This is a genomic window from Agrobacterium vaccinii, from assembly GCF_021310995.1.
In the GTDB taxonomy this organism is placed as follows: Bacteria; Pseudomonadota; Alphaproteobacteria; order Rhizobiales; family Rhizobiaceae; genus Agrobacterium; species Agrobacterium vaccinii.
Genome location: NZ_CP054150.1, coordinates 2065277 through 2087345, shown reverse-complemented (window position 1 = coordinate 2087345; position 22069 = coordinate 2065277). Strand labels below are relative to the sequence as shown.

Genomic DNA, 22069 nt, shown 5'->3' with positions numbered 1-22069 from the left:
AGAGTGCAGACCCACTGCCGTCATCCTTGGGCTTGTCCCAAGGATCTGCCGCCGTTCCTGCGCACTCGACGGGGAGAGTCCGCGGGTGCGTGGTTAGATCCTTGGGACAAGCCCTAGGATGACGGTAGTCAGTGTGCTGCCCAGACACTCCATAGCCATCGCGCCATACCTCCAACAAAAAGGCGTGGCCGTTACCCGGTCACGCCTCTCGTCTTCTCACATCGTCGTCAGATCAGGCCGCGCGGCGGTAGCCGTTGCGGTTCTGGTGACCGGCATTTCCAAGCTGGAACTGCGCCAGAAGGGTGTTGAGCGCGGCAGCTTCGGAGGCAAGGCCGTGGCTGGCGGCGGTTTGTTCCTCGACCATGGCGGCGTTTTGCTGCGTGCCCTGATCGATGGTGTTGATCGCGGTGTTGATTTCCTGCAGGCCGGTCGACTGTTCACGGGATGACAGCACGATGGCGTTGATGTGCTTGTTGATTTCCTGAACCTCGGCGACGATGATTTCGAGCGCCTTTCCGGCGTTGCCCACCAGCGATACGCCCGCTTCTACCTGTGTGGTAGAGGCGCTGATCAAGGTCTTGATTTCCTTGGCAGCATTCGCGGAACGCTGGGCAAGCTCACGGACCTCCTGTGCGACCACGGCGAAACCCTTGCCGGCTTCACCGGCACGTGCGGCTTCGACACCTGCGTTCAGCGCCAGAAGGTTGGTCTGGAAGGCGATTTCATCGATGACGCCGATGATCTTGGAAATGCCGGATGAGGACTGCTCGATGCCTTCCATAGCCTTGACGGCATCGCCGACGACCACGCCGGATTGTTCGGCATTGGCGCGGGCACGCTCCACCAGACGACCGACTTCCTCGGCGCGCTTGGCCGAGTCCTTGACCGTGGTGGTGATCTCTTCCAGTGCGGCGGCAGTTTCTTCGACCGATGCTGCCTGTTGTTCTGTGCGCTTGGCAAGGTCATCGGCAGACTGGCGAATTTCGCTGGCCCCGGCATCGATGGCGTGAGCGTTCTGGCCAACATTGACCAGCGCGCCGTTCAGCTTGGCGATGGAGCCGTTGAAATCTTCACGCAGACGGTCGATGCGCGACACAAACGGCGTTTCGATACGGTAGTTCAGATCGCCATCGGAGAGATGGGCGAGACCCTTGGCTAGCGAGTCTACCGCGAACTGAATATCGGCGGCGTCCTTGGCGCTGATATGCTCGCGCTCGGCACGTTCCTGTTCGGAAAGATTGCGCGTCTGCTCGGCGTCACCTTCCAGACGACGGCGTTCCAGCGCATTGGCGCGGAAGACGGCGACGGCGGCTGCCATGGAGCCGATCTGGTCCTTGCGCTCCTGGCCGGGAATGGCGGCATCCAGATCGCCAGCGGCCAGTTGATCCATGGCCGATGTCATCTGCGTCACGGGTCTGACGATCAGGCTGTTGAGCAGGAAAGCGAGAAACGCGATCATACCGGCCACGGCCAGAATGGTGGCGACGACGGCGGCAACGCGGAATTTGGCGATGGAGGCGAAGGCCGTCTTGCTATCGATGACGAGGCCAACGGACCACTCGACATTGGGAAGACCGGGAACGGCAATGAAGCTGGTGATCTTATCCACGCCGCCGATCTGCGTTTGCGACATGGCCTGCGAAATCTTCGGTGTCGCCACGGGGAAGAGGTCGGTCAGCGTCTTGTTGACCATCGCTTCATCGGGATGGATGAGGATTTTGCCGTCCTTGTTCACCAGAAACGCATAGCCCGCATCACCCGCGTCGATGGAGCCGATCATGGAAACCAGCGTCGTCAGCAGGAAGTCGCTGGCGGCAACGCCGACCAGCTTGCCATCTCGCTTGACGGGCAGGGCGGCACTGACAACGAGTTTGCCCGTGGTCGCGTCCGTGTAGGGCTCCGTCAGCACGGTGGAATTGGCTTTGACTGCAGCCTGGTACCATGGGCGCTGACGTGGGTCATACCCCGCACGCATGGTCGTCGACGGGAAGTTGGTGAAGTTACCGGCTTCATCACCAAAATAGGTGGACTTGAATTCCCGCGCCAGCACATCGTTTTGCAGCGCAAGGTCCAGACGCGTCTGATCGGTTGCTTTGACCATGTAAGCGCCGACCATTTCGGTCATCATGACGCGACCATTCAGCCAGTTGGCGATGCTCTGGGCCGATTGCTTGCCAGCGGCGTTGATCTTGTCTCCGACGAAGTGATTGGTCGCATCGCGCTGAAGACCGTCGATGTAAAACGAAAAACCCGCAAAGGCGGCAACGACGACACAGGATGCCGCGACGACGATGCGCGTCATCAAGTTGGATTTTCTAGGCAATTTGAACCTCTAGGTGGAGCCGGAAACCGGATTATGGAGACATGCCTGTTGGCCTTGATGGCGTGCCTCATGCACCCAGAGATCATTCCGTTACGTAAGTCTTTGCTTTATCGTCTGTGCGTAAACAATTCGTGAGTGCCGATATATACCATTGATTTCATTCATATAAATTACATTTTCGGCATCATAGCATCTCATTATTTCGAGTATAAGACAGCTGCAAACCGTCTGGCGGTGTGCCGCGTTGAGTGAAATCTGTGCGTCTGCCACATTCTTGCGCAGTCGGTGCAAATATCGTATCGAGAAAAATGCCGCTCTCCTCGTTTGCAGGGAAGCGGCTTTTGTTTTTTTGAGGGAATGCCATGTTATCGTCGGTTGCGGTTGAGAACGCCCAAAAGGTTGGTGCCAACTCCTGGGGTGCGCATTTGCGCGCGACGCTTGCGCTGGGAATCCCGCTGATTGGTGCGCAACTGGCGCAGCTTGGCATTCATACGACAGATATGGTGATCGTCGGGCAGCTCGGCGCTGAAAAGCTGGCTGCGATGGTGCTCGCCGGACAGTTTTTCTTCGTCGTCTTCATTTTCGGCTCGGGATTTTCCGTCGCCGTCGTGCCCATGGTTGCCAACGCCTATGGGCAGGGTGATGCCACGAGCGCGCGCCGTGCCTTGCGTATGGGCATGTGGGTCGCCTGTGTCTATTGGCTGTTGACGGTGCCGCTGTTTCTCAGTGCGGAAAAAATTCTCGTGGCGCTTGGGCAGAATCCTGCCGTCTCCGCGCAGACGGGAGCGTATCTCGCCGTCGCCCAGTTCGGCCTGCTGCCCGCGCTTCTGTTTTATGTCATGCGCGGTCTGGTCAGCGCCATCGGGCGCGCTGGCATCATTCTCTACATCACCATCGCTATGCTGCTCGTGAATGGCTTTCTGGCTTACGGGTTGGTGCTCGGACACTTCGGTTTGCCTGCTTTCGGCATGATCGGCGCTGCTTTCGCCGCCGTCATCGTCAACACTTTCAGCCTTGTTTTCATTGTCGTCTATATCCAGACGCGGGAGGAGACGCGGAAATACGAATTGTTCGTGCGCTTCTGGAGACCGGATTTCCACGCCTTGTGGGAAGTCATCCGCCTTGGCCTGCCCATCAGCGTCACCATTCTGGCGGAAGTGACGCTGTTTTCGGCTGCATCCATTCTCATGGGCCAGATCGGCACGCTGGAGCTGGCGGCGCACGGCATCGCGCTCCAGCTTGCCTCGATTGCCTTTATGATCCCGCTTGGGCTGGCACAGGCGGCAACCGTGCGGATCGGCGTGGCGCACGGGCAGAACGATTACCCGAACCTCGTTCGCGCAGCGATCACGGTCTACGGCGTGGCCTGTGCCATCGCGGCCTGCGGCGGCCTTCTATTCGCTCTGGCACCCGAATATCTCGCAAGCTGGTTCCTCGATCCCAACCTTCCCGGCGCGCGCGAAGTGCTGGCCTATGCCAGCACGCTGGTCATTATCGCCGGTGTATTTCAGTTGGTGGATGGCATTCAGGCAGTTGCTGCCGGTTTGCTGCGGGGCCTCAAAGACGCACGGGTGCCGATGATCCTGGCACTGATTTCCTACTGGCCCATCGGCCTGGCGCTGGCCTGGATTACCGCATTTCCGCTGGGCTTCGGTGGACCCGGCGTCTGGTTCGGCTTCGTGGTCGGTCTGTCGGCCGCTGCCATATTGCTAACGACCCGCTTCTACCTGATGGTAAAGCGCGAAATGCAAACGGCCCGCTGATAGCGGGCCGCATGGTCTCTTCAATTTCGGAGTCTTATCAGCGCTCTGCGAGCGCCGGTTCGCCCTTCTTCTCGCGCAGCAGGTTGACGAAGCGGCGGAAGAGGTAATGGCTGTCCTGCGGGCCGGGCGATGCTTCCGGGTGGTGCTGAACGGAGAAGACCGGCTTGCCGGTCAGGCGCAGACCGCAATTGGTGCCATCGAACAGCGAAACGTGGGTCTCTTCAACACCGTCGGGAAGGGACTTGGTGTCGACGGCAAAGCCGTGGTTCATGGACACGATTTCCACCTTGCCGGTCGTGAAGTCCTTCACCGGATGGTTCGCGCCGTGGTGGCCCTGATGCATCTTCTCGGTCTTTGCGCCAACGGCCAGACCCAGCATCTGGTGACCGAGGCAGATACCGAACACCGGCAGCTCGGTCTTGATGAGGTCCTGAATAACTGGAACGGCGTAGATGCCGGTCGCTGCCGGGTCGCCCGGGCCGTTGGACAGGAACACACCATCCGGCTTCAGCGCCATGATGTCTTCGGCGGATGTCTGCGCAGGCACGACGGTGACCTTGCAGTCCAGACCGGCAAAGAGGCGCAGGATGTTGCGCTTCACGCCAAAGTCGACGCAAACGACGTGGTACTTGGCATCGGCTTCATCAAGCTTGCCGTAACCTTCGTTCCACACCCAAGGCGTCTCGCTCCAGACGGAAGACTGGCCGGATGTGGTTTCGATGGCGAGATCGAGACCTTCGAGACCGCTCCAGGCCTTGGCTTCCGCCTTCAGCGCTTCGATATCGAAGACGCCGTTCGGATCGTGGGCGATAACCGCGTTCGGCGCACCGTTTTCGCGGATCCACGATGTCAGCGCGCGTGTATCGACACCGCAGAGGCCGATGATGCCGCGGGCTTTCAGCCATGCATCGAGATGCTTGGCTGCGCGGAAGTTGGATGGGTCGGTAATATCGGCCTTGAAGATGACGCCGACTGCGCCACGACGGGCCGCAGGCGTCAGGTCTTCGATGTCTTCTTCATTGGTGCCGATGTTGCCGATGTGCGGGAAGGTGAAGGTGACGATCTGGCCGAGATAGGACGGGTCGGTCAGGATTTCCTGATAGCCAGTCAGCGCCGTGTTGAAGCAGACTTCCGCCTGCACCTTGCCGGTTGCGCCGATGCCGGTTCCCTCGATCACTGTGCCATCTGCCAGAACAAGCATGGCGGTGGGTTTGCGGGTGGTCCAGGGAGCTGTCTCGGTCATCTCGTTTTCCGTTTCTGCCGTTCCGGCCCGCCTCTTGAAAGGCAGGGTGAAAGCGGTCATGTTTTGTCGCGGATAAGGGCGCGCGAAAGCCTTCGCGTCGTAACCTTCGTTAAAATCCTGTGCAGGTGCCGGAAAATAACGAAAGGGTTGCTATCGGTCAACCGCAGCCCTGTGGATTAGCTGGATTTAAAATCCAGCCAAATCAGGCGCTTATGTAAAAGATTTGCTGAAAGCCGCTGGCTCGTTTATGCCGCTGGCAAAATTATGAAGAAAAAGCCCGACCGGACTTTGCCCGATGGCAGGACTTTTTCAAGGAGAGAACCATGATCCGCGATACATTCGCCAACACCCTCAAAGACGCCATGAAAGCCCGCGAATCTCGTCAGATTTCGACGATCCGGCTGATCCAGGCCGCCGTCAAGGATCGCGACATCGCCAATCGCGGCGTTGGTAAGGACGCGGTTTCCGACGAGGAAATTCTGCAGATTCTCGCCAAGATGATCAAGCAGCGCGAAGAATCCGCCGGTATCTACGACAAGGCAGGACGGGCGGAGCTTGCCGATCAGGAGCGCGAAGAGATCGTCATCATCAAGAGCTTCATGCCGGAAGAAATTCCGCAAGAGCAGGTGCGCGCCATTCTGGAAGGCGTCATCGCCGAAACCGAAGCTTCGGGCCTGCGTGACATGGGCAAGGTTATGGCGGTGGTCAAGGAGCGCTACCCCGGCCAGATCGATTTCGGCAAGGCATCGGCACTGATCAAGGAACTGCTGAAGTAAATTCCGCTACCAAATGAAAAGGCAGGGCACATGTGGGCGCCCTGCCTTTTTGATGTCTGGAAGGCGCTTTCGATGAAGCGCCATATCGGCTCATTGGGGGAAGTCGCCGAAATCAAGACATTACGCGTACACTCGGCATCATGCCGATGGTGCGAAATTAGGCCTGTATGGAACCGCCTTCAAATTACAAAAACATAATGTTTCGCAGAGATTTGCTGCCCTAAATTCGCCAGAAGTTGGCGCGTGGGCATGCACTGAGTCTGCCGATCAGCTCTTGTTGCTTCTCTGCTCGCGCACATAGTGGCGCAATATCGCGTTCATGCGGGTCTGGTATCCCTTGCCCGTTGCCTTGAAGAAGTCGATGACGTCCTCATCCAGCCGGATTGAGATCGATTTCTTTGCGACGGGCACAACGACCTCAGCCTTCGACCAGTCGACATCGATCCACTCCGCCCAATCAGGATCGTCGCGCATCGCACGCTCGATGTCCTCATCAGTCAACGCATCGACGCGCGCCCAGTCGGTAGCGCTTTTCTCGCCACGTGCTCGCTTGGCTCGAAGTTCATTCAATGTCATTCGAGTGATAGAGTTTGTGCTCATTTTTCCTCGCCGCGCGCGCAGAGATGATCCGACATATATCGCCGCGCATCGTATAAACGACGGTTATGAGGCGGCGACCCAAAGGACAAATAGCGCAGATGCGGACTTCTCCGTTTCTGTTGGATAAAAGCTCGATATGTGGTTCGCTAAGCGCTTCCAACGCATCTTCGAAGTCGATATCGTGCTTGACCAAATTCGCTGCGTTTGTTCTCGTCCCATTCGAACGAGGCAAATTCTTTCGATACGAGCATAGGGCGTTCCTAGAAACACTGTTCGTCAGCACGTCCTGCGCTTATGTGTATATTCATTTGTATATACACTTCTGTCAAGGCATCCTGTGAATAACGGGCACTACCCGTTTCTGGCCTTGGTAATCTCTCTCAGCTGCGCTTATATAAAAGGCTGGCCGAAACAGGCACTGATTTCAGGTAACGATGCGCTTTTCTAACTCATTTCTTGACGAGATACGGGACCGGGTGAACATCTCCGATGTCATCGGCAGACGTGTGACGTGGGATAGGAAGAAGAGCAACGCGTCGAAGGGTGACTATTGGGCGTGCTGCCCGTTCCACGGCGAGAAGAGCCCGAGCTTCCATTGCGAGGACCGCAAGGGCCGTTACCATTGCTTCGGTTGCGGCGTCTCGGGCGATCATTTTCGGTTTCTGACCGACCTTGATGGCATGGGTTTTCCAGAAGCCGTCCAGCAGATCGCGGATATGGCTGGCGTTTCCATGCCGCAGCCAGATGTGCAGGCGGAACGGCGCGAGCGGGAGCGGGCGACGCTTCAAGACGTCATGGAAATGGCCACGCTGTTTTTTCAGGATCAGTTGCAGACAGCCGCCGGTGCGCGGGCGCGGGCCTATCTGCGTGACCGTGGGCTGACGGGGCGCACCATCGAGACCTTCCGGCTGGGATTTGCGCCCGATAGTCGCAACGCGCTGAAAGAACATCTGGCCTCCAAGGGCATTGCCAAGGAACAGATGGAGGCCTGCGGGCTGGTGGTGCATGAGAATGTGCCTGTTTCTTACGACCGTTTCCGCGACCGCATCATGTTCCCCATCCTGTCATCGCGAGAAAAGGTGATTGCCTTCGGTGGTCGCGCCATGGCGGCGGATGCGATGGCGAAGTATCTCAATTCCAATGAAACGGAACTCTTCCACAAGGGTAACGTGCTCTATAACTTCGCCCGTGCGCGCCGCGCCACACAGTCCTCCGGCACGGTGATTGCCGTCGAAGGCTATATGGATGTCATCGCGCTCTATCAGGCTGGTGTCGAAAACGCTGTCGCGCCTCTCGGTACTGCCCTGACGGATAGCCAGCTCGATCTGCTCTGGAAGATGTCGACGCAACCGGTCCTCTGCTTCGATGGCGATGGTGCGGGCATTCGCGCCGCCAGCCGTGCCGCCGATCTGGCGCTGCCGCACATCAAGCCGGGCCGCTCCGTCAGCTTCGCATTGCTTCCTGATGGCAAGGACCCGGATGATCTGGTGCGCCATGAGGGCAGGGCGCCGTTCGACCGGGTGCTGGCGGAAGCCAAGCCGCTGGCCGCGATGATCTGGAGCCGCGAAACGGCGTCGGTGACCTTCGATACGCCGGAAAAGCGTGCTGAACTTGAAAACCGGCTGCGCCAAATCGTGTCCGTGATCGGCGACGAAAGTGTCCGCCGCTTTTACCAGCAGGACATGCGCGAGCGGCTGAATGCGTTCTTCCAGCCGCAGTTTCAGCGTGGCAACCAACAAAACCGCAATTTCGAGCGTGGCAGTGGGGGCGGTAGTGCGCGTAACGGGCAGCGAACCCCTCCACGCGGGACGACCACCGGCTCCGGCAGTATCTCGGATCGGCTCAGCCAGTCGGGACTGGTCAAAGGTTATCTGGGTGCGCCTGCGCTGCGTGAAAGCGTATTGGCGCTGACCATCGTCAACCATCCGCAACTGCTGCTGGAGGAATATGACGAGATCGCCGCCATCGATTACGAGAACCGCGATTTGCAGAAACTCTGGTCGCAGGTTTTGACCTATGCAGCTGAAAACGGTGCCGAGCTTTCGCGTGAAGGCCTGATCGCACGCCTGGAGGCGCATGGCTTCGACGCGCTCTTGAAGGCGATGAACCAGCAGGTGCGCAACGCTCGGCTTTGGACCGCCACCGAGCAGGCAGCACCTGAAGACGCCCGCGAGGGCTACACCCAGTCGCTTTCCCTGCACAAGCGAACGAAGGCGTTGCGGTGGCAGAAAATCGATCTGGAGCGTGAAATTGCCGAGGCGACGGAAGCGGGAGATGGCGACCGCATGGTTCAGCTCATGCGCGCACTTTCCGAGGTACAGTTGGAGATTGGACGGATGGAAAATCAGGAGGCGATCATAGATGGTTTCGGTGTCATGTCCGGTCGGGTAAAGGGGCCGGCCTACAGTCACGGTTAGCGTTTTGGTGGCGTTAAAGGCTTGTCTTTTGTGAAGATCACCCTAAATAGGGATTAAGTTGGTGAAGGCCCGCAAAATGTTGCCGCAATGACGGCTTTTTTGGTTTTTAGCCCTCGCTCTGGCCATAAAGGCTTGACGTGACGGGAAATAGCGGGAATCACCATTCCAGGAAAAGTAAGGTGGAATGGGCCTTGGCGGATCGAAATTGCGTGAGAAAGCATTTCCGGATGCACTGTCTTGATATTCCGCTGGTGGTAGCCGTGGTTAATCGGCAATTAAAGATCATTCCGTTAGGTGTTTGACAGTGATTCGCGGCCATAGCCGGATGCCTTTTCAAGGCGAACGGTCTTGCGGCGAAGCGAATTAGCGTCAGGGAAAGCGACGAGATACATGGCAACCAAAGTCAAAGAAAACGAAGAAGCTGAAAACGAACGCGATGCTGCGACGGATGGGCCGCTTCTCGATCTTTCGGATGACGCGGTCAAGAAAATGATCAAGGCCGCGAAAAAACGCGGCTACGTCACCATGGACGAACTGAACGAAGTGCTTCCTTCGGATCAGGTCGATCCTGATCGCATCGAAGACATCATGGCGATGCTCAGTGAAATGGGCATCAACGTCGTTGAGGACGAGGACGCCGAAGAAGCGTCTACCGAAACCGAGAGCGACGATTCCGAGGCTGAAGAGTCCGAGGGTGGCGAACTTGCGCCTTCCGCCGGCACCGCTCTCGCAACGGCCAAGAAGAAAGAACCGACGGATCGTACCGACGATCCGGTTCGTATGTATCTGCGCGAAATGGGCTCTGTGGAGCTTCTGTCGCGTGAAGGCGAAATCGCGATTGCCAAGCGCATCGAGGCTGGCCGCGAGACGATGATCTCCGGTCTTTGCGAAAGTCCGTTGACGTTCCAGGCGCTGATCATCTGGCGCGACGAACTCAACGAAGGCACGACGCTGCTTCGCGAAATCATCGATCTGGAAACCACCTATTCCGGCCCGGAAGCCAAGGCTGCGCCGCAGTTCCAGAGCCCGGAAAAGATCGAAGCGGACCGCAAGGCTGCCGAGGAAAAGGAAAAGACCCGTCGCGCGCGTTCGCCATCGGGTGAAGACGACGTGACCAATGTCGGTGGTGAAGGCCTGCCGCTGGAAGAGGAAGAAGAGGACGACGACGAGTCTAACCTTTCGCTTGCAGCCATGGAAGCCGAACTGCGTCCTCAGGTCATGGAAACGCTGGATACAATCGCTGACACCTACAAGAAGCTGCGCAAGCTTCAGGATCAGCAGGTCGAAGCACGTCTGGCCTGCACCGGCACGCTGTCCACCGGCCAGGAGCGTCGCTACAAGGAACTGAAGGATCAGTTGATCACGGCTGTGAAGTCGCTGTCGCTGAACCAGAACCGCGTCGACAGCCTTGTCGAGCAGCTCTACGACATCTCCAAGCGTCTGATGCAGAACGAAGGTAAGCTTCTGCGTCTGGCCGAATCCTACGGCGTCAAGCGCGACAGCTTCCTTGAGCAGTATCACGGTGCGGAACTCGATCCGAACTGGATGAAGTCGATTGCCAATCTGGCCGCCAAGGGCTGGAAGGAATTCGCACGCGAAGAAAACAACACGATCCGTGATATCCGTCAGGAAATCCAGAATCTGGCGACCGAAACCGGTATCTCGATTGCGGAATTCCGTCGCATTGTCTCGATGGTGCAGAAGGGTGAGCGCGAAGCGCGCATCGCCAAGAAGGAAATGGTGGAAGCCAACCTTCGTCTGGTGATCTCGATTGCGAAGAAATATACGAACCGTGGCTTGCAGTTCCTCGATCTCATTCAGGAAGGCAACATCGGCCTGATGAAGGCCGTGGACAAGTTCGAATATCGTCGCGGTTACAAGTTCTCGACCTATGCGACATGGTGGATCCGTCAGGCGATCACCCGTTCGATTGCCGACCAGGCCCGTACCATCCGCATTCCGGTGCACATGATCGAAACGATCAACAAGATCGTTCGCACATCGCGTCAGATGCTGCATGAAATCGGTCGCGAACCGACACCGGAAGAACTGGCTGAAAAGCTGGCCATGCCGCTGGAAAAGGTCCGCAAGGTTCTGAAAATCGCCAAGGAGCCGATCTCGCTCGAAACCCCCGTGGGTGACGAAGAGGACTCGCATCTCGGTGACTTCATCGAAGACAAGAACGCGCTTCTGCCGATCGATGCCGCCATTCAGGCCAACCTGCGCGAAACCACGACTCGCGTTCTGGCCTCGCTGACGCCACGCGAAGAACGCGTTCTGCGCATGCGCTTCGGCATCGGCATGAACACGGACCACACGCTGGAAGAAGTCGGCCAGCAGTTCTCGGTGACCCGTGAACGTATTCGTCAGATCGAAGCCAAGGCGCTGCGCAAGCTCAAGCACCCAAGCCGTTCGCGTAAGCTGCGTTCGTTCCTGGATAGCTGAGTTCTCGCCAGTGGAAGACATCAAACCCGGTCAGTTTCTGGCCGGGTTTTTCTTTTTTCGGATGGTGATTGCGTCGGAAACCGCTATCTCTAGCAATCAAAGGACATGATGCCCTGATGGTAACGACTGGCAAGAACAAATGGTGGCAGGGGAGCTGGACAATCCCGCTCTCGATCATGCTGCATGTTCTTATCGGAACGACCTATCTGCTATGGCCGGGACCTACGCCAGCACCAGCCGAGCCGGAGAGCGTCAGCGTGGAAATGGTGGAGCCGCCTAAAGAGGAACCGCCCAAGGAAGAGCCGCCGAAGCCGGAGGAAAAGAAAGCGGAAGAGCCGCCTCCGCCGCCGCCACCTGCGGAAGAAAAGCCACAAGAGCAACCGCCGCCGCCACCGCCGCCATCACAAATGTCATCCGTCGCCATGCGCCCGGAGCCGACGCAACTGGATGAGCGGGACGACCCGGGTCAGCAGGACGCCGCAGGGCAGGAGCAGCCGAAGCCGGAACCAGAACCGGTAAAGGAGGCAGACACGCCGCAACCTGCCACCCCGCCGTCTCCAGAACCCGCAGAAGCGGAGGCGACGTCCGAAGCGTCAGTTGCCGAATCAACAGCAGAGCAGGGCGAGATACCTGCCGCAGAAGCGCCGGTGCCGGAACAGGAGGTTGCTGCCGTGGTGCCCACTCCGAAACCGGAGATAAAGCCTGCTGCTGCACAGCCTGCCACAGTCGTGCCTGATGGAGAGGGTGATCCGAAGCTAAAGCCTGCTAGAAAGATACTGGCGGCATCGAAGCGGCCGGGCCCGATGATGCGGCAAATCTTCGGTAATCTGCCGCCGCGCGACCGGGTGATGCAGCTATGCTTTGCCGAGGTAGTGGCGCAGATCAAGGAGGCGCCACAAGGTGGCGCGCCTGACGGATTGCAGTTCCTGAAGAGAGACCTTGCCGGTAACGTGCTGGACGCCAAAGCAGCGTTCAACATCGGCCCGCAGTGGTTTCCCATCGATTATCGCTGCGAGGTCGATATCGACAAATACATCGTCACCGACTTTCGCTACGAAATCCGTCCAAAACTGTCTTCGGACGAGATCAGGCGTTTGGATTTGCGCGCAAATTAGCGGCGCTTACGCCAGCACTTGCTTGCCGACCAGCTTCCCGATCGAGCCCATCAACGAATCCTCGTCGTAAGGCTTGCGGATGACCGGCACGTGGGCGAACTCCGGCGGGATCATGATGCCGTCGGCATAGCCGGTGGCGAACATGAAGGGCACGCCGCGTTTCAGCAGCTCGTAGGCGACGGGGATGGAGGTATCATTGCCCAGATTGATGTCGAGAATGGCGACGTCCGGCGTCAGGCTCTTCAGCTTGTCCAGCGCCATCGCGGATGACGTTGCCGTCTCGATGTTGGTGATACCGTGGCCTTCGAGCATGTACTCGACATCCATGGCGATCAGCATCTGATCTTCGACAAGAAATACCTGCAATGGTTCCTCCGAGGAATAGGGTGTGAGGTCGACCGGTCCGCCAACGGCGGTGTCCTGGGTAAGGGGCGTCTGCCCCGCAGTGACGTGACGGGCGGGAAGCAGGATTTCCGCTTCGACGCCGTTGTTGTGATAGGTAATCTTGCTCTTGCCACCGAGATCATAGGGCACGCTTCGGCTAATGAGGGCTGAGCCGAAACCGGTTCTCGTCGGCGGCGTGACGGTGCCGGATACGGTTTCCCGCCACGATATCAGGCAGTCGCCCATGTCGTTCAGTTCCCAACCAACGTTGAGCTTGCCACCGGCCTGCGCCAGCGCGCCGTATTTCGCGGCATTGGTCGCCAGTTCATGGAGGACAAGGGCCATGACTGAAAAGGCGCGCGAATCGAGCAGCACGCTTGGGCCATGCGCGTAAATTTCGCTTTCGGCAGAGCGGTGCGGCGAAAGCTCGGCATCCAGCAGATCCCGCAGCAGCCCGCCCCCTTCGCCACGCACGACCTGATCATGCGCAAAGGACAGCGCCTGAATGCGGCCCTTCAGCGCCGATACATATTCCTGCAGCGTGCGGCCTTCTTGCGTGGGGTTACCAACCAGCGACTTGATGATGGCCAGCACGTTCTTGACGCGGTGGTTCAGCTCTTCGTTCAACATGCGCTGGCGCACTTCGGCCTGCGCACGTTCGCCCGCCAGCAGCTCACTGTGGCGGAACGCGACTTCCACGAGCGCAACGCGGGCGGCCTCGGCAATCTGCCGGTCTTCTTCCGTCCACGGCTGCGCCTGCTTGTGAACGGTTTCCTTCCACAGCGCAAAGCTCTTGCGCGGCGTCAGCCGGTCGCCGAGCGGGCCAACCTCATAGGATTTGTCCGGGTTTCCGCCCCAGTTCAGCGTCTGTACCAGCTCGCGCCTGAAGAACAGCAGATAGTCGTTTTTGACCTGCGAAAGCGGCACGGCCAGGACGCCCGCGATATCGTCGAACACATGTTCGGCTTCCGGCATATGGTGAATGAGGGAGTGGGTGGCCCAGACGCGTCCTTCCGAAATGGAACTGACGAGGCGGCCGAGCTGCGGCGCCATCTCTTCAGGCGGTGCGTGGCCCACGCTGGACCAGCTCTCGTCCATCCACACGCCGACGCCATCGCACGGCAGCAGTCTGCTAAAATCCGGCAGGTTCTCGACCAGCAGCTCTTCGATGTTGTTGTGATGGGCGGCCAGACGCAGAAACTTGTCGAGGGATGCATGGGCATCCTGCGCCGTTGCCAGCTTTTTCTTTTGCTTCAGCGCCTGAAGATGCAGCGAGAAGAATTCACCGAACATCTCAGCGGCAATCCGCATCGGCATTGGCAGAATGCGCGGTGAATAGTGGTGACAGGCAATCAGCCCCCACAACTCGCCATCATTGATGATAGAAATCGACATAGAAGCCGAAACGCCCATGTTGCGCAGATATTCGCAATGGATGGGCGATACGCTGCGAAGATGCGAAAACGAAAGGTCGAGCGGTTCGCCCGATACATCAAGCACTGGCTCCACCGGAACACGTTCACCGTTGGAATCGGAGATGATGCGCAAGGTGTTCTTGAGATAGAGCGCACGCGCCTGCTGCGGAATGTCGCTGGCCGGGAAATACTGCCCCAGAAAGCTTTCCAGCGCTGGCTGCTTGGCCTCGGAGATAACCTTGCCCGCACCGTCCTGCTCGAAGCGGTAGACCATCACCCGGTCATAGCCCAGCATCGCCTTGACCAGCCGTGTCGTGCGAGAAATCAGGCTGTCGACATCATCCGCCTCGCGAATGCGGTCGATCATCAACTGCGCGGTGTGCAGTGGCTGTGATTCGTCGCTTGCTGCTTCCAGCTCGATGATCGAGACAGCCTTATAGCGGTGAATGGCCACATCGAACATCTTGCCATCGGGCAGCTTCACCTTCGGCAGCATGGCCGGGCGACTGCTGTTCGCCGTCACCGTCAGCGCGTTTCTCAGGTCGTGAACGACGTCATTTCCCAGAAATTGCTCGATCGGCAAGCCCAGCATCGGGCCGGAAAACCCAAGCGTTTCCGCACAGTTCAGCGAATGGCGCAGCACCGTGCGCATCGCGCTGTCACAGGCAATCAGGCAACCGTGCGGCTGAATAAATCCTGGGATGTGAATGGGTTCTCTGTCGCAGTTGGTAAGATCGACCTGCTGAACTGTCGACGTCATATGCTAGTCTTTCGATGGCGCAATTGGGCGGAAGGATTACAGTTTATGTTCTTCAATAAACCATTCTCCGCCAAAGGAAACGTATGGAATAACTGTATCTGAACCAGCAGAGGCAATTCGCAGTTTTGTTGCCGGGTATCGTCGTGCATACTTCGTGTGGTTCCCTTATGTGCCCCTCACGTTCGACGTCTTAGACATCGAAAGTCCGCACAGACCATAGCGTGATTGCATCAAACGAATGAGCAGAACTTTGGTTCCATAGCTGAAAGTGAAATTTACAGTGCCGCAAACTTCCATCGAAATCGCCACACGGGGGCAGGGGCTATACGAATTCACGGATGCCGCCCAGGCGTTTGTCAGATCATCCGGGCAGACCGAGGGATTGCTGACCGTCTTCGTGCGCCACACCTCCTGTTCGCTGCTCATTCAGGAAAATGCCGACCCGGATGTGCAAAAGGACCTCAGGACATTCTTCGCACGCCTCGTGCCGCCCTCCAGCGATCCCTCCATGGCGTGGGTGGTGCACACCATGGAAGGCCCCGACGATATGCCCGCGCACATCAAGTCCGCGCTGACGCAAGTGTCCATCGGCATTCCCGTTTCACGCGGCAAGCTCGTGCTGGGCACATGGCAGGGCATCTATCTTTTCGAACATCGCAACCAGCCACACCACCGCGAAATCGTCTTGCATCTCTCGCCGTGATGTCTGTTCGAACCCATGAATATAGGCTGAACGACTGGTTCTGAAAGCGTTCACGTGGCGCTGATTATCGTCAGGGTAATTCGACCGGTCTGTTTGGCAGCCCGGCGAACGTCAGGAAACGGAGTATGACAATGATCAACACATTTGCAAAAGCAGGCGTTGCAGCCCTCATCGCGCTGGGTGGTATTTCCGCGACGGCGACCACCGCAGCCGCAGGACCGGATGTTCAGTATGGCATCTACGTGCAGGATGGTTATCGCCACGGCGGCGGCCATGGCTGGGGTCGCCCGGACCGTGGACGTGACCGCGATCGTTGCTCGTCCTGGATGGCCGAAGAAAAGGCCAGCCGTATGGGCCTGCGCCGCGCACGCGTGGTTGATGTTTCGCCCCGCCGCGTCGTCGTCGCCGGTTTCGACCGCCGCGGTCGTGACCGTATCGTCTTCGCCAACGTTCGTGGCTGCCCGGTCATCCGCCGCTAACCTCAGGCACTGCCACTAAACAATGCCCTCGCCACGGTTTCGCGGCGAGGGCATTTTTGTTTGTGATCAAAGCAAAGGAGGCGCTTTTTCAAGCGCCCACAAGTTGTTTATTGCTCCAGCGCAAAGGTCACGTTGACGCTGACCTTGTAGGTGTTTTCTCCTGCGGCAATCGGCACGCTATCCGATTTTTCCATAGCGGCGGCGCGCATCATGGTCTGCGGCATGGGCATGGGACGCTGCATGTTCTCGCTGATTTCCAGCACGCGCCCCAGCTTGACGCCAGCCGCTTCCGTCAGGGTCTTCGCCTTGGAGATGGCATCGGCGACTGCCGCCTTGCGCGCCTCTGTTACGGTCGCCTCCGGCTTGTCGTTGGTAAAGGCGATATCGCCGCCCTGATTGATTCCAAGCTTTACGGAGCTGTCGAGAATCTGACCCAGCTTGGCCAGTTCACGCACCCGCACCGTCAGGCCGTTGGTGACCTGATAGCCGGTGATTTCAGGCGGAACATAAACCCCGTCCTTTGGCTCGAACTGCTTATAGACGGGCTGGACGGAGAAATTGCTCGTCTGCAAATCCTTGTCGGCAATACCGGCGGTCTTCAGCGCAGCCTGAACCTCGGTCATCGCCTTGCTGTTCTCGCTCAACGCCGCAGCCGCCGTCTCGGCCTGCTTCACGACACTGAACGACAAAATCGCCATATCCGGCGCAACAGCGGCATCACCTTCCCCCGAGACACTGATGACCGGCTCACGTTTCGTACTTTCCTGTGCAGATGCAACCAAAGGCAAGGCCACCAGAGCGGTAAAAGCGCAAAGCGCCACGGAGCGTGCGAGTTTCGATGTCATTAAGTTTCCTCTTCATTAGCGTCCCTGTTGAGGGTGTCGCAGGAGATTATGTAGCTAATACGGCATAGTTCACACGACGATTGTCACAACGGCTTGTCGCGTCCAAAAATTTACGTTAAAGCCAAATCCGCGTCGGTTGAACCATTGCAACCCCGCATTCCGAACGGCCAAACGCCACCGGAAGGGCCTGTAGCTCAATGGTTAGAGCCGGCGGCTCATAACCGCTTGGTTGGGAGTTCGAGTCTCTCCGGGCCCACCACATTATCTTGTTTTGCTCCCTCGACGTCATGATTCCCGCTCAAAGATATCTGGGCACCTTTGTCTCCAGCAATGTGACGAGCGCTGGGTCCATGAATGTATAGTTATCTGGAATATCCAGACAGATCAGGCGTTTGCCCTTGAGCGCGGATCGGTATCTGGCCTGTACTTTCGTGCGATGCGTCTTTTCCATGACGAAGATGATGTCGGCCCATTCGATCAGTTCGGTGGACAGAGGGTTCTCGGCGTCGTTGTTCGTGCCGGCGGACGAGACTTCGATGTGTGGCCAGGTTGAGAAGACCTGTTCGGCGGTTGGGCTGCGGAGTTTGTTCTGGCTGCAAACGAACAGGATGTTTTTCAACCCGATGCACCTTCTCTGAATTCCCGCGCACTATTGATCGCAGGGATGTTATGACGACACGATAAGTGGAGAATTGCTTTTCGCACTTTTGGCCGGACATACGTGACAGGCGTATGACTTAGGCTATTATCTGTGGTTGCGTAAGGAGAATATTTGATGAGCGTTATGGTTGGTGATCCTAATATTCCTGGCAATAGTGTTTTGGGCCTTGCGCTGCGGGTCGTTCTGGTCTCGCTCGTGGCCATAGTCGGGTGGAATATCATGCTGCCGGGGCTGGATCCGGCTTCCATGGAAACGCAGTTGAGCGCTGGCGACAGTTCGCGACTATCTGTTCTTGCGCTGGGTGCCGGGCCTGTTCTGACGGCGCTCGCTTTAGGGCAGATTGTGCGCCTTGTCGCCCCGCGCCTCGACAACAGCGCCACTCTCGTCGGTGTTGAAAACATTATCGCGTTTTTGGTAGCCTTGTCGCAGGCCGATGGCATCGCACGATCATTTTCAGCGATGGGCTTTCTGGTCGATGACAGCACCTTTACCCATGTTGCCATCGTCGCATCGCTGGTGGGTGGCGTTGCGGTCCTGCTGTTTCTATCGAGACAGGTTGCCTTGCCGAGCCTCGTCGCCGGGTTCTGGATTGTCTGGCTTTTGCCCGCGCTCATTGGCTTGCCTGCGCAACTGTCTAATTCGTTTGAATTTTTACGCACGGGCGCGGTTGAGGGCAAGCAATTGATGCTGGTGTTGCTTTTGATCGTCATCGGTGCGGCACTGAGCTTGTTCGCCACTCGCGCTGTCATGAACATCGGCGGGCAGCAGGCAAGCGTTACACGTGCGAAACACAATGTACCTTTGTTGAATGTCGTCATCTGGCCGCCTCTGCTTGCCGCCATCGCCGGTGGGTACATTCTGACCCCGATTGCTTATCTCGCGCCCTACTTCGTCTCGCATTCCTTTTCGATGAACATTTACATGTTCGGGATCGTGCCGGTTCTCATCCCCATTTTCGCCATTGGATATCGGCGCTTTTTCTCAAGTTCGGGAGTCACGTTTCCTTTGTCTGTTGCGCTTCTGGTCGCAGCAACGCAGATCGCCCTGTTGCTGGGAGGAGAGGTTGCGATAGGGCAAATGCTTTTGCCGCTTCCTCTTAACGGTACTACGCTGCTCGTCCTTGTCGCCGTTATCTCGGCCCTCATTGACGCCATCCGCAGACCGTCCATCCCATCGAGTTGAGCAATCACGCAAAGGTGTTGGCTGCGGAGCGCTGGCGGGTGTATCCACCTTTGGTGCGTTGCAGGCACTGCGTGTAGCTTGACACGCCGTGCAGGTCGCCACATCGGTGAATGCATATGCAGATTGATCAGGGAGGCACCATGACGAGACAACCGGCCACGGCGACAACAGGCATCCCACGCACATGATCGTCGGCATTGTTCTAACGGCAGCTCTGCTGCTTTTTCTGATGGCGTTCCCGAGACATCTCAAGCCCGTGGTGATCGGTCTTGCTATTGTTTGGGCATCGACGGTTGCGTGGGTGATGTTCGACTGGTGGCGCTCCGGCGAGCGGTTGAATGCGATTGTCGCCACCGCTTCCTTCGATCCCTCCTGCACGGAAGCCAATGCGCCGATCCGCGTCAGCTTTCAGAACACCAACTCTGTTGCCGTGCGCCGCCTGACCTATACGCTGGAAGGGTTCGAAGCCGCGTTTCGTGCCTCGGTTTCGTTCGATCCCTATCAGGTCAGCGAGCGTCGTCTGGAACCGCACGAGACCTATGCGGCGTGCCGTCCGTTCCGGCTTCGCAACAACGAAAATGTAGAGGCCAGAAATCTTGAATGGCGGGTGACGGTGAATTCGGCGGAGTTCGAGTAGCGCCGGTTTATCTCTTGACAGCCCTATCGACCCGAGGTTCACAATTTTTTGAAGCCGACATGCAGGATAGAAAAAATCCGCTAATAGAAACCAGCCTACAAGGCGTCTGCCGGTGTTCAAGGACCGACCATATCTGGCCTTCGGGCTGCGATACTACTTATAGCATATTGTATGCGACACCAAGCGATGCCATCTGGGCCTCAATTCTTGAAATTTTCCAGAAGGTCTTCCGTTGGTTTCTGTGTCTCGCGTTTTGAAAATCGGCATCGTCTGCCTCATCGCCCTTCCGGCGTCTGTTGCTGCCCACATGGGCATCAACCAGCTCACCGGCAATTTCCACGAGGTTCTGCCGGGCGAACTCTACCGCTCTGCCCAGCCGAGTGGCAGCGATGTCGAGGCCTATGCACGTCAGTTCGGCATTAAGACCATCATCAACCTGCGCGATGAAAACCCGAAAGGCTGGTATGGGCAGGAGAAATCCGCCGCTGACGCCAACGGCGTGGCGATGATCGATTTTCCCATGAGTTCCGCTAGGGAATTGCCGCAGGACCGGGCCGAAGAACTGGTGCGGATGATGAAGGACGCGCCGAAACCCATCCTCATTCACTGCGAACACGGCGCCAACCGCACCGGTCTCGCCTCCGCGATCTATGTCGGCGCGGTGGCCAAGAAAAGCGAACGGGCCGCCGAGTTTCAGCTGTCGCCCTATTACGGCCACGTGCCGATCAAAGGCGTCGGTCGCTACGAGATGTACCAGTCCTGGGATGATTTCGAGGAAACGATCGGGTTCTAAAACGCATCCACTTTCGTCATCCTCGGGCTTGTCCCGAGGATCTACCCACGTTGGATGTTGGGGTTTGCTAGACCCTCGGGACAAGCCCGAGGGTGACGGCGGAGAGGAGAGTGTACTCTCCTGCGAATCTTGCGCACATCCTAAAACCGCCCGCCCTTTTCCAAAATCACCTTCGTCAGACTGCCATCCGCCGGAAACAGCGGAATGAGACAGGCTTGCAGAGCATGATAGATGTCGCCCTTGCCGGGGAAGATGGTGTTGGCCGGGGTGAGATTGTGCGTCAGTTCCTCATGCCAGCCACCGTTCTGGTGGTCGAGGAAGCTGTTGGTGATGGTGCTCCAGACGCGGCGATAGCTGTCTTCGTAGAACTCGTCTGCTGGCAGGTGTTCGTTGAGGAAATGCGCGGCACCGGCCGCCTCGCACATCGGCCACCACAGCTTTTCCGTCTTGGCGGGCGTGTTGTCCCAGTCCAGCGTATAGAAGAAGCCTCCCTTTTCCCGGTCCCAACCGAGGGCCATGGACTGGACGAATAGCGATTTTGCCGCTATCGGCATCCATTCGTGCTTGCGGTCTGCCAGCACCCAGAGCTGGAGGATGAGGCGTGCCCATTCTAGCCAGTGACCGGGGGTGGAACCGGATGGGCGGAACATCTCGTTGCCGCAATAATCCTTGTTCAGGACCCAGTTCTCGTCAAAATGTTCAGGCACACGGAAGTCCAGCGCGCCAGCAGCACGGCGGATGATGAGGTCGGCGATGCGCTCGGCTTTCGTCAGATAGGTCTTATCACCGGTGGCTTCGAAGGCCGCCATCAACGCTTCGGTCAGGTGCATGTTGGAGTTCTGGCCGCGATAATTCTCGATGGGAGACCAGTCGCGATTGAATTCCTCTTTGATCGCGCCGTATTTTTCTTCCCAGAATTTTGTCTCCAGCACCTCGGTAATGTCGGCCAGCATCTGGTCTGCCAGCGGGTGACCAACGGTTTTCGCCGATGATGCCGCCAACAGCACGAAGGCATGACCGTAACCCTGCTTGCTGGCGTCGACCGGGCCGGTCTCATCCACCTGCCAGAAATAGCCGCCATGCTCGGTGTCGCGGTGGTGGTTCCACAGATAGGTCATGCCGTGGTCGATGACATCGCCGCAGCCGGGGCGACCGAGCAGATGGCCGATGGAGAAGCAATGCACCATGCGGGCCGACATATGAATGCCGCGAACCGGATTGTCCGGCTGAAGTGGCACGCCCTGCCGGTCGAGATCGAAAAAGCCGCCTTTTGGATTGATGGCGCGGTACTGGAAGAAGTCGAACAGACCTTCAGCCTGCTTAGCCAGCCATTGCCGGTGCCAGGGCAGGGTGCTCCAGTTCGTTTTCGTGTGTTCCGCCTCGGTCATGCTTTCCTCCGTATGATAGGCTTCATGCGATTCTCTATATCTTTGGGACGTAACGGTGTCATCCATAACGGAAATTTCGTAGCCTTGAGATAGAACGCGATACCAATGCTGGAAATCAACGATATATTGACATAAAGATA

General features: G+C 57.9%; 18 protein-coding genes and 1 tRNA gene. 11 read left to right on the top strand and 8 right to left on the bottom strand.

What is annotated here, in order from left to right; genetic code table 11:
- Positions 1-232: 232 nt before the first annotated feature.
- Entirely contained in the window at positions 233-2323 is a 2091-nt protein-coding gene (mcpU, locus tag HRR99_RS10375) for a methyl-accepting chemotaxis protein McpU (protein ID WP_277877887.1), read from the bottom strand.
- Positions 2324-2685: 362 nt separating this feature from the next.
- Between mcpU and HRR99_RS10370 the strand changes: the two genes are divergently transcribed.
- Positions 2686-4086, top strand: a complete 1401-nt coding sequence (locus HRR99_RS10370; protein ID WP_111837894.1) for an MATE family efflux transporter — start codon at positions 2686-2688, stop codon at positions 4084-4086.
- Between the two features lie 37 nt (positions 4087-4123).
- On the opposite strand, the gene carA is transcribed toward HRR99_RS10370, so the two are convergent.
- Complete coding sequence (gene carA / locus HRR99_RS10365; RefSeq protein ID WP_233121571.1) at positions 4124-5329, bottom strand: glutamine-hydrolyzing carbamoyl-phosphate synthase small subunit; 1206 nt, start codon at positions 5327-5329, stop codon at positions 4124-4126.
- Positions 5330-5652: 323 nt separating this feature from the next.
- Here carA and HRR99_RS10360 point away from each other — a divergent pair, with 323 nt between their 5' ends.
- On the top strand, positions 5653-6105 hold the full coding sequence (locus HRR99_RS10360; protein ID WP_233121569.1) for a GatB/YqeY domain-containing protein: 453 nt from the start codon (positions 5653-5655) through the stop codon (positions 6103-6105).
- A gap of 267 nt (positions 6106-6372) precedes the next feature.
- Here the strand turns inward: HRR99_RS10360 and HRR99_RS10355 are convergent, their stop codons facing one another.
- Both HRR99_RS10355 and HRR99_RS10350 read right to left on the bottom strand, forming a co-directional pair.
- Positions 6373-6705: a BrnA antitoxin family protein gene (locus HRR99_RS10355; RefSeq protein ID WP_233121568.1), complete on the bottom strand. Its 333-nt coding sequence runs from the start codon at positions 6703-6705 to the stop codon at positions 6373-6375.
- The gene (locus HRR99_RS10350) at positions 6668-6988 is read right to left on the bottom strand and encodes a BrnT family toxin (protein ID WP_233121566.1); all 321 of its coding nucleotides are present in this window, start codon (positions 6986-6988) and stop codon (positions 6668-6670) included. The genes HRR99_RS10355 and HRR99_RS10350 overlap by 38 nt, the downstream gene beginning before the upstream one ends.
- A gap of 151 nt (positions 6989-7139) precedes the next feature.
- On the opposite strand from HRR99_RS10350, the gene dnaG reads away from it, so the two are divergent.
- The 3 genes from dnaG to HRR99_RS10335 all read left to right on the top strand — a co-directional run bounded on the left by dnaG (position 7140) and on the right by HRR99_RS10335 (position 12682).
- Positions 7140-9122 (top strand): DNA primase, encoded by a 1983-nt coding sequence (dnaG, locus tag HRR99_RS10345; protein ID WP_233121564.1) that lies wholly within the window; start codon positions 7140-7142, stop codon positions 9120-9122.
- 390 nt (positions 9123-9512) lie between these two features.
- Entirely contained in the window at positions 9513-11567 is a 2055-nt protein-coding gene (gene rpoD, locus HRR99_RS10340) for an RNA polymerase sigma factor RpoD (RefSeq protein WP_111837900.1), read from the top strand.
- Positions 11568-11683: 116 nt separating this feature from the next.
- Positions 11684-12682, top strand: coding sequence for a DUF930 domain-containing protein (locus HRR99_RS10335; protein ID WP_233121563.1), 999 nt, complete (start codon positions 11684-11686; stop codon positions 12680-12682).
- A gap of 6 nt (positions 12683-12688) precedes the next feature.
- Here HRR99_RS10335 and HRR99_RS10330 read toward each other — a convergent pair whose 3' ends face one another.
- On the bottom strand, positions 12689-15241 hold the full coding sequence (locus HRR99_RS10330; RefSeq protein ID WP_233121561.1) for an HWE histidine kinase domain-containing protein: 2553 nt from the start codon (positions 15239-15241) through the stop codon (positions 12689-12691).
- A gap of 280 nt (positions 15242-15521) precedes the next feature.
- On the opposite strand from HRR99_RS10330, the gene HRR99_RS10325 reads away from it, so the two are divergent.
- Entirely contained in the window at positions 15522-15944 is a 423-nt protein-coding gene (locus tag HRR99_RS10325) for a secondary thiamine-phosphate synthase enzyme YjbQ (RefSeq protein ID WP_233121559.1), read from the top strand.
- Between the two features lie 131 nt (positions 15945-16075).
- Positions 16076-16423 carry a hypothetical protein gene (locus HRR99_RS10320; protein WP_233123476.1) on the top strand — a complete coding sequence of 116 codons (348 nt, stop codon included), beginning with the start codon at positions 16076-16078 and terminating at the stop codon, positions 16421-16423.
- A 107-nt stretch (positions 16424-16530) separates the two neighbouring features.
- Here HRR99_RS10320 and HRR99_RS10315 read toward each other — a convergent pair whose 3' ends face one another.
- On the bottom strand, positions 16531-17268 hold the full coding sequence (locus HRR99_RS10315; RefSeq protein WP_233121558.1) for an SIMPL domain-containing protein: 738 nt from the start codon (positions 17266-17268) through the stop codon (positions 16531-16533).
- Positions 17269-17451: 183 nt separating this feature from the next.
- Here HRR99_RS10315 and HRR99_RS10310 point away from each other — a divergent pair.
- Positions 17452-17527: transfer RNA gene (locus tag HRR99_RS10310), tRNA-Ile, on the top strand.
- A gap of 39 nt (positions 17528-17566) precedes the next feature.
- Here the strand turns inward: HRR99_RS10310 and HRR99_RS10305 are convergent.
- A complete protein-coding gene (locus HRR99_RS10305) occupies positions 17567-17887 on the bottom strand; it encodes a low molecular weight protein tyrosine phosphatase family protein (protein ID WP_233121556.1) in 321 nt (106 codons plus the stop codon).
- Between the two features lie 156 nt (positions 17888-18043).
- Here HRR99_RS10305 and HRR99_RS10300 point away from each other — a divergent pair, with 156 nt between their 5' ends.
- The 3 genes from HRR99_RS10300 to HRR99_RS10290 all read left to right on the top strand — a co-directional run bounded on the left by HRR99_RS10300 (position 18044) and on the right by HRR99_RS10290 (position 20541).
- A complete protein-coding gene (locus HRR99_RS10300; RefSeq protein ID WP_233121555.1) occupies positions 18044-19111 on the top strand; it encodes a hypothetical protein in 1068 nt (355 codons plus the stop codon).
- 184 nt (positions 19112-19295) lie between these two features.
- A complete protein-coding gene (locus tag HRR99_RS10295) occupies positions 19296-19748 on the top strand; it encodes a hypothetical protein (protein ID WP_233121553.1) in 453 nt (150 codons plus the stop codon).
- A gap of 232 nt (positions 19749-19980) precedes the next feature.
- Complete coding sequence (locus HRR99_RS10290) at positions 19981-20541, top strand: dual specificity protein phosphatase family protein (protein WP_112499714.1); 561 nt, start codon at positions 19981-19983, stop codon at positions 20539-20541.
- Positions 20542-20681: 140 nt separating this feature from the next.
- Here the strand turns inward: HRR99_RS10290 and HRR99_RS10285 are convergent, their stop codons facing one another.
- A complete protein-coding gene (locus HRR99_RS10285) occupies positions 20682-21929 on the bottom strand; it encodes an AGE family epimerase/isomerase (RefSeq protein WP_233121552.1) in 1248 nt (415 codons plus the stop codon).
- Positions 21930-22069: the final 140 nt, after the last annotated feature.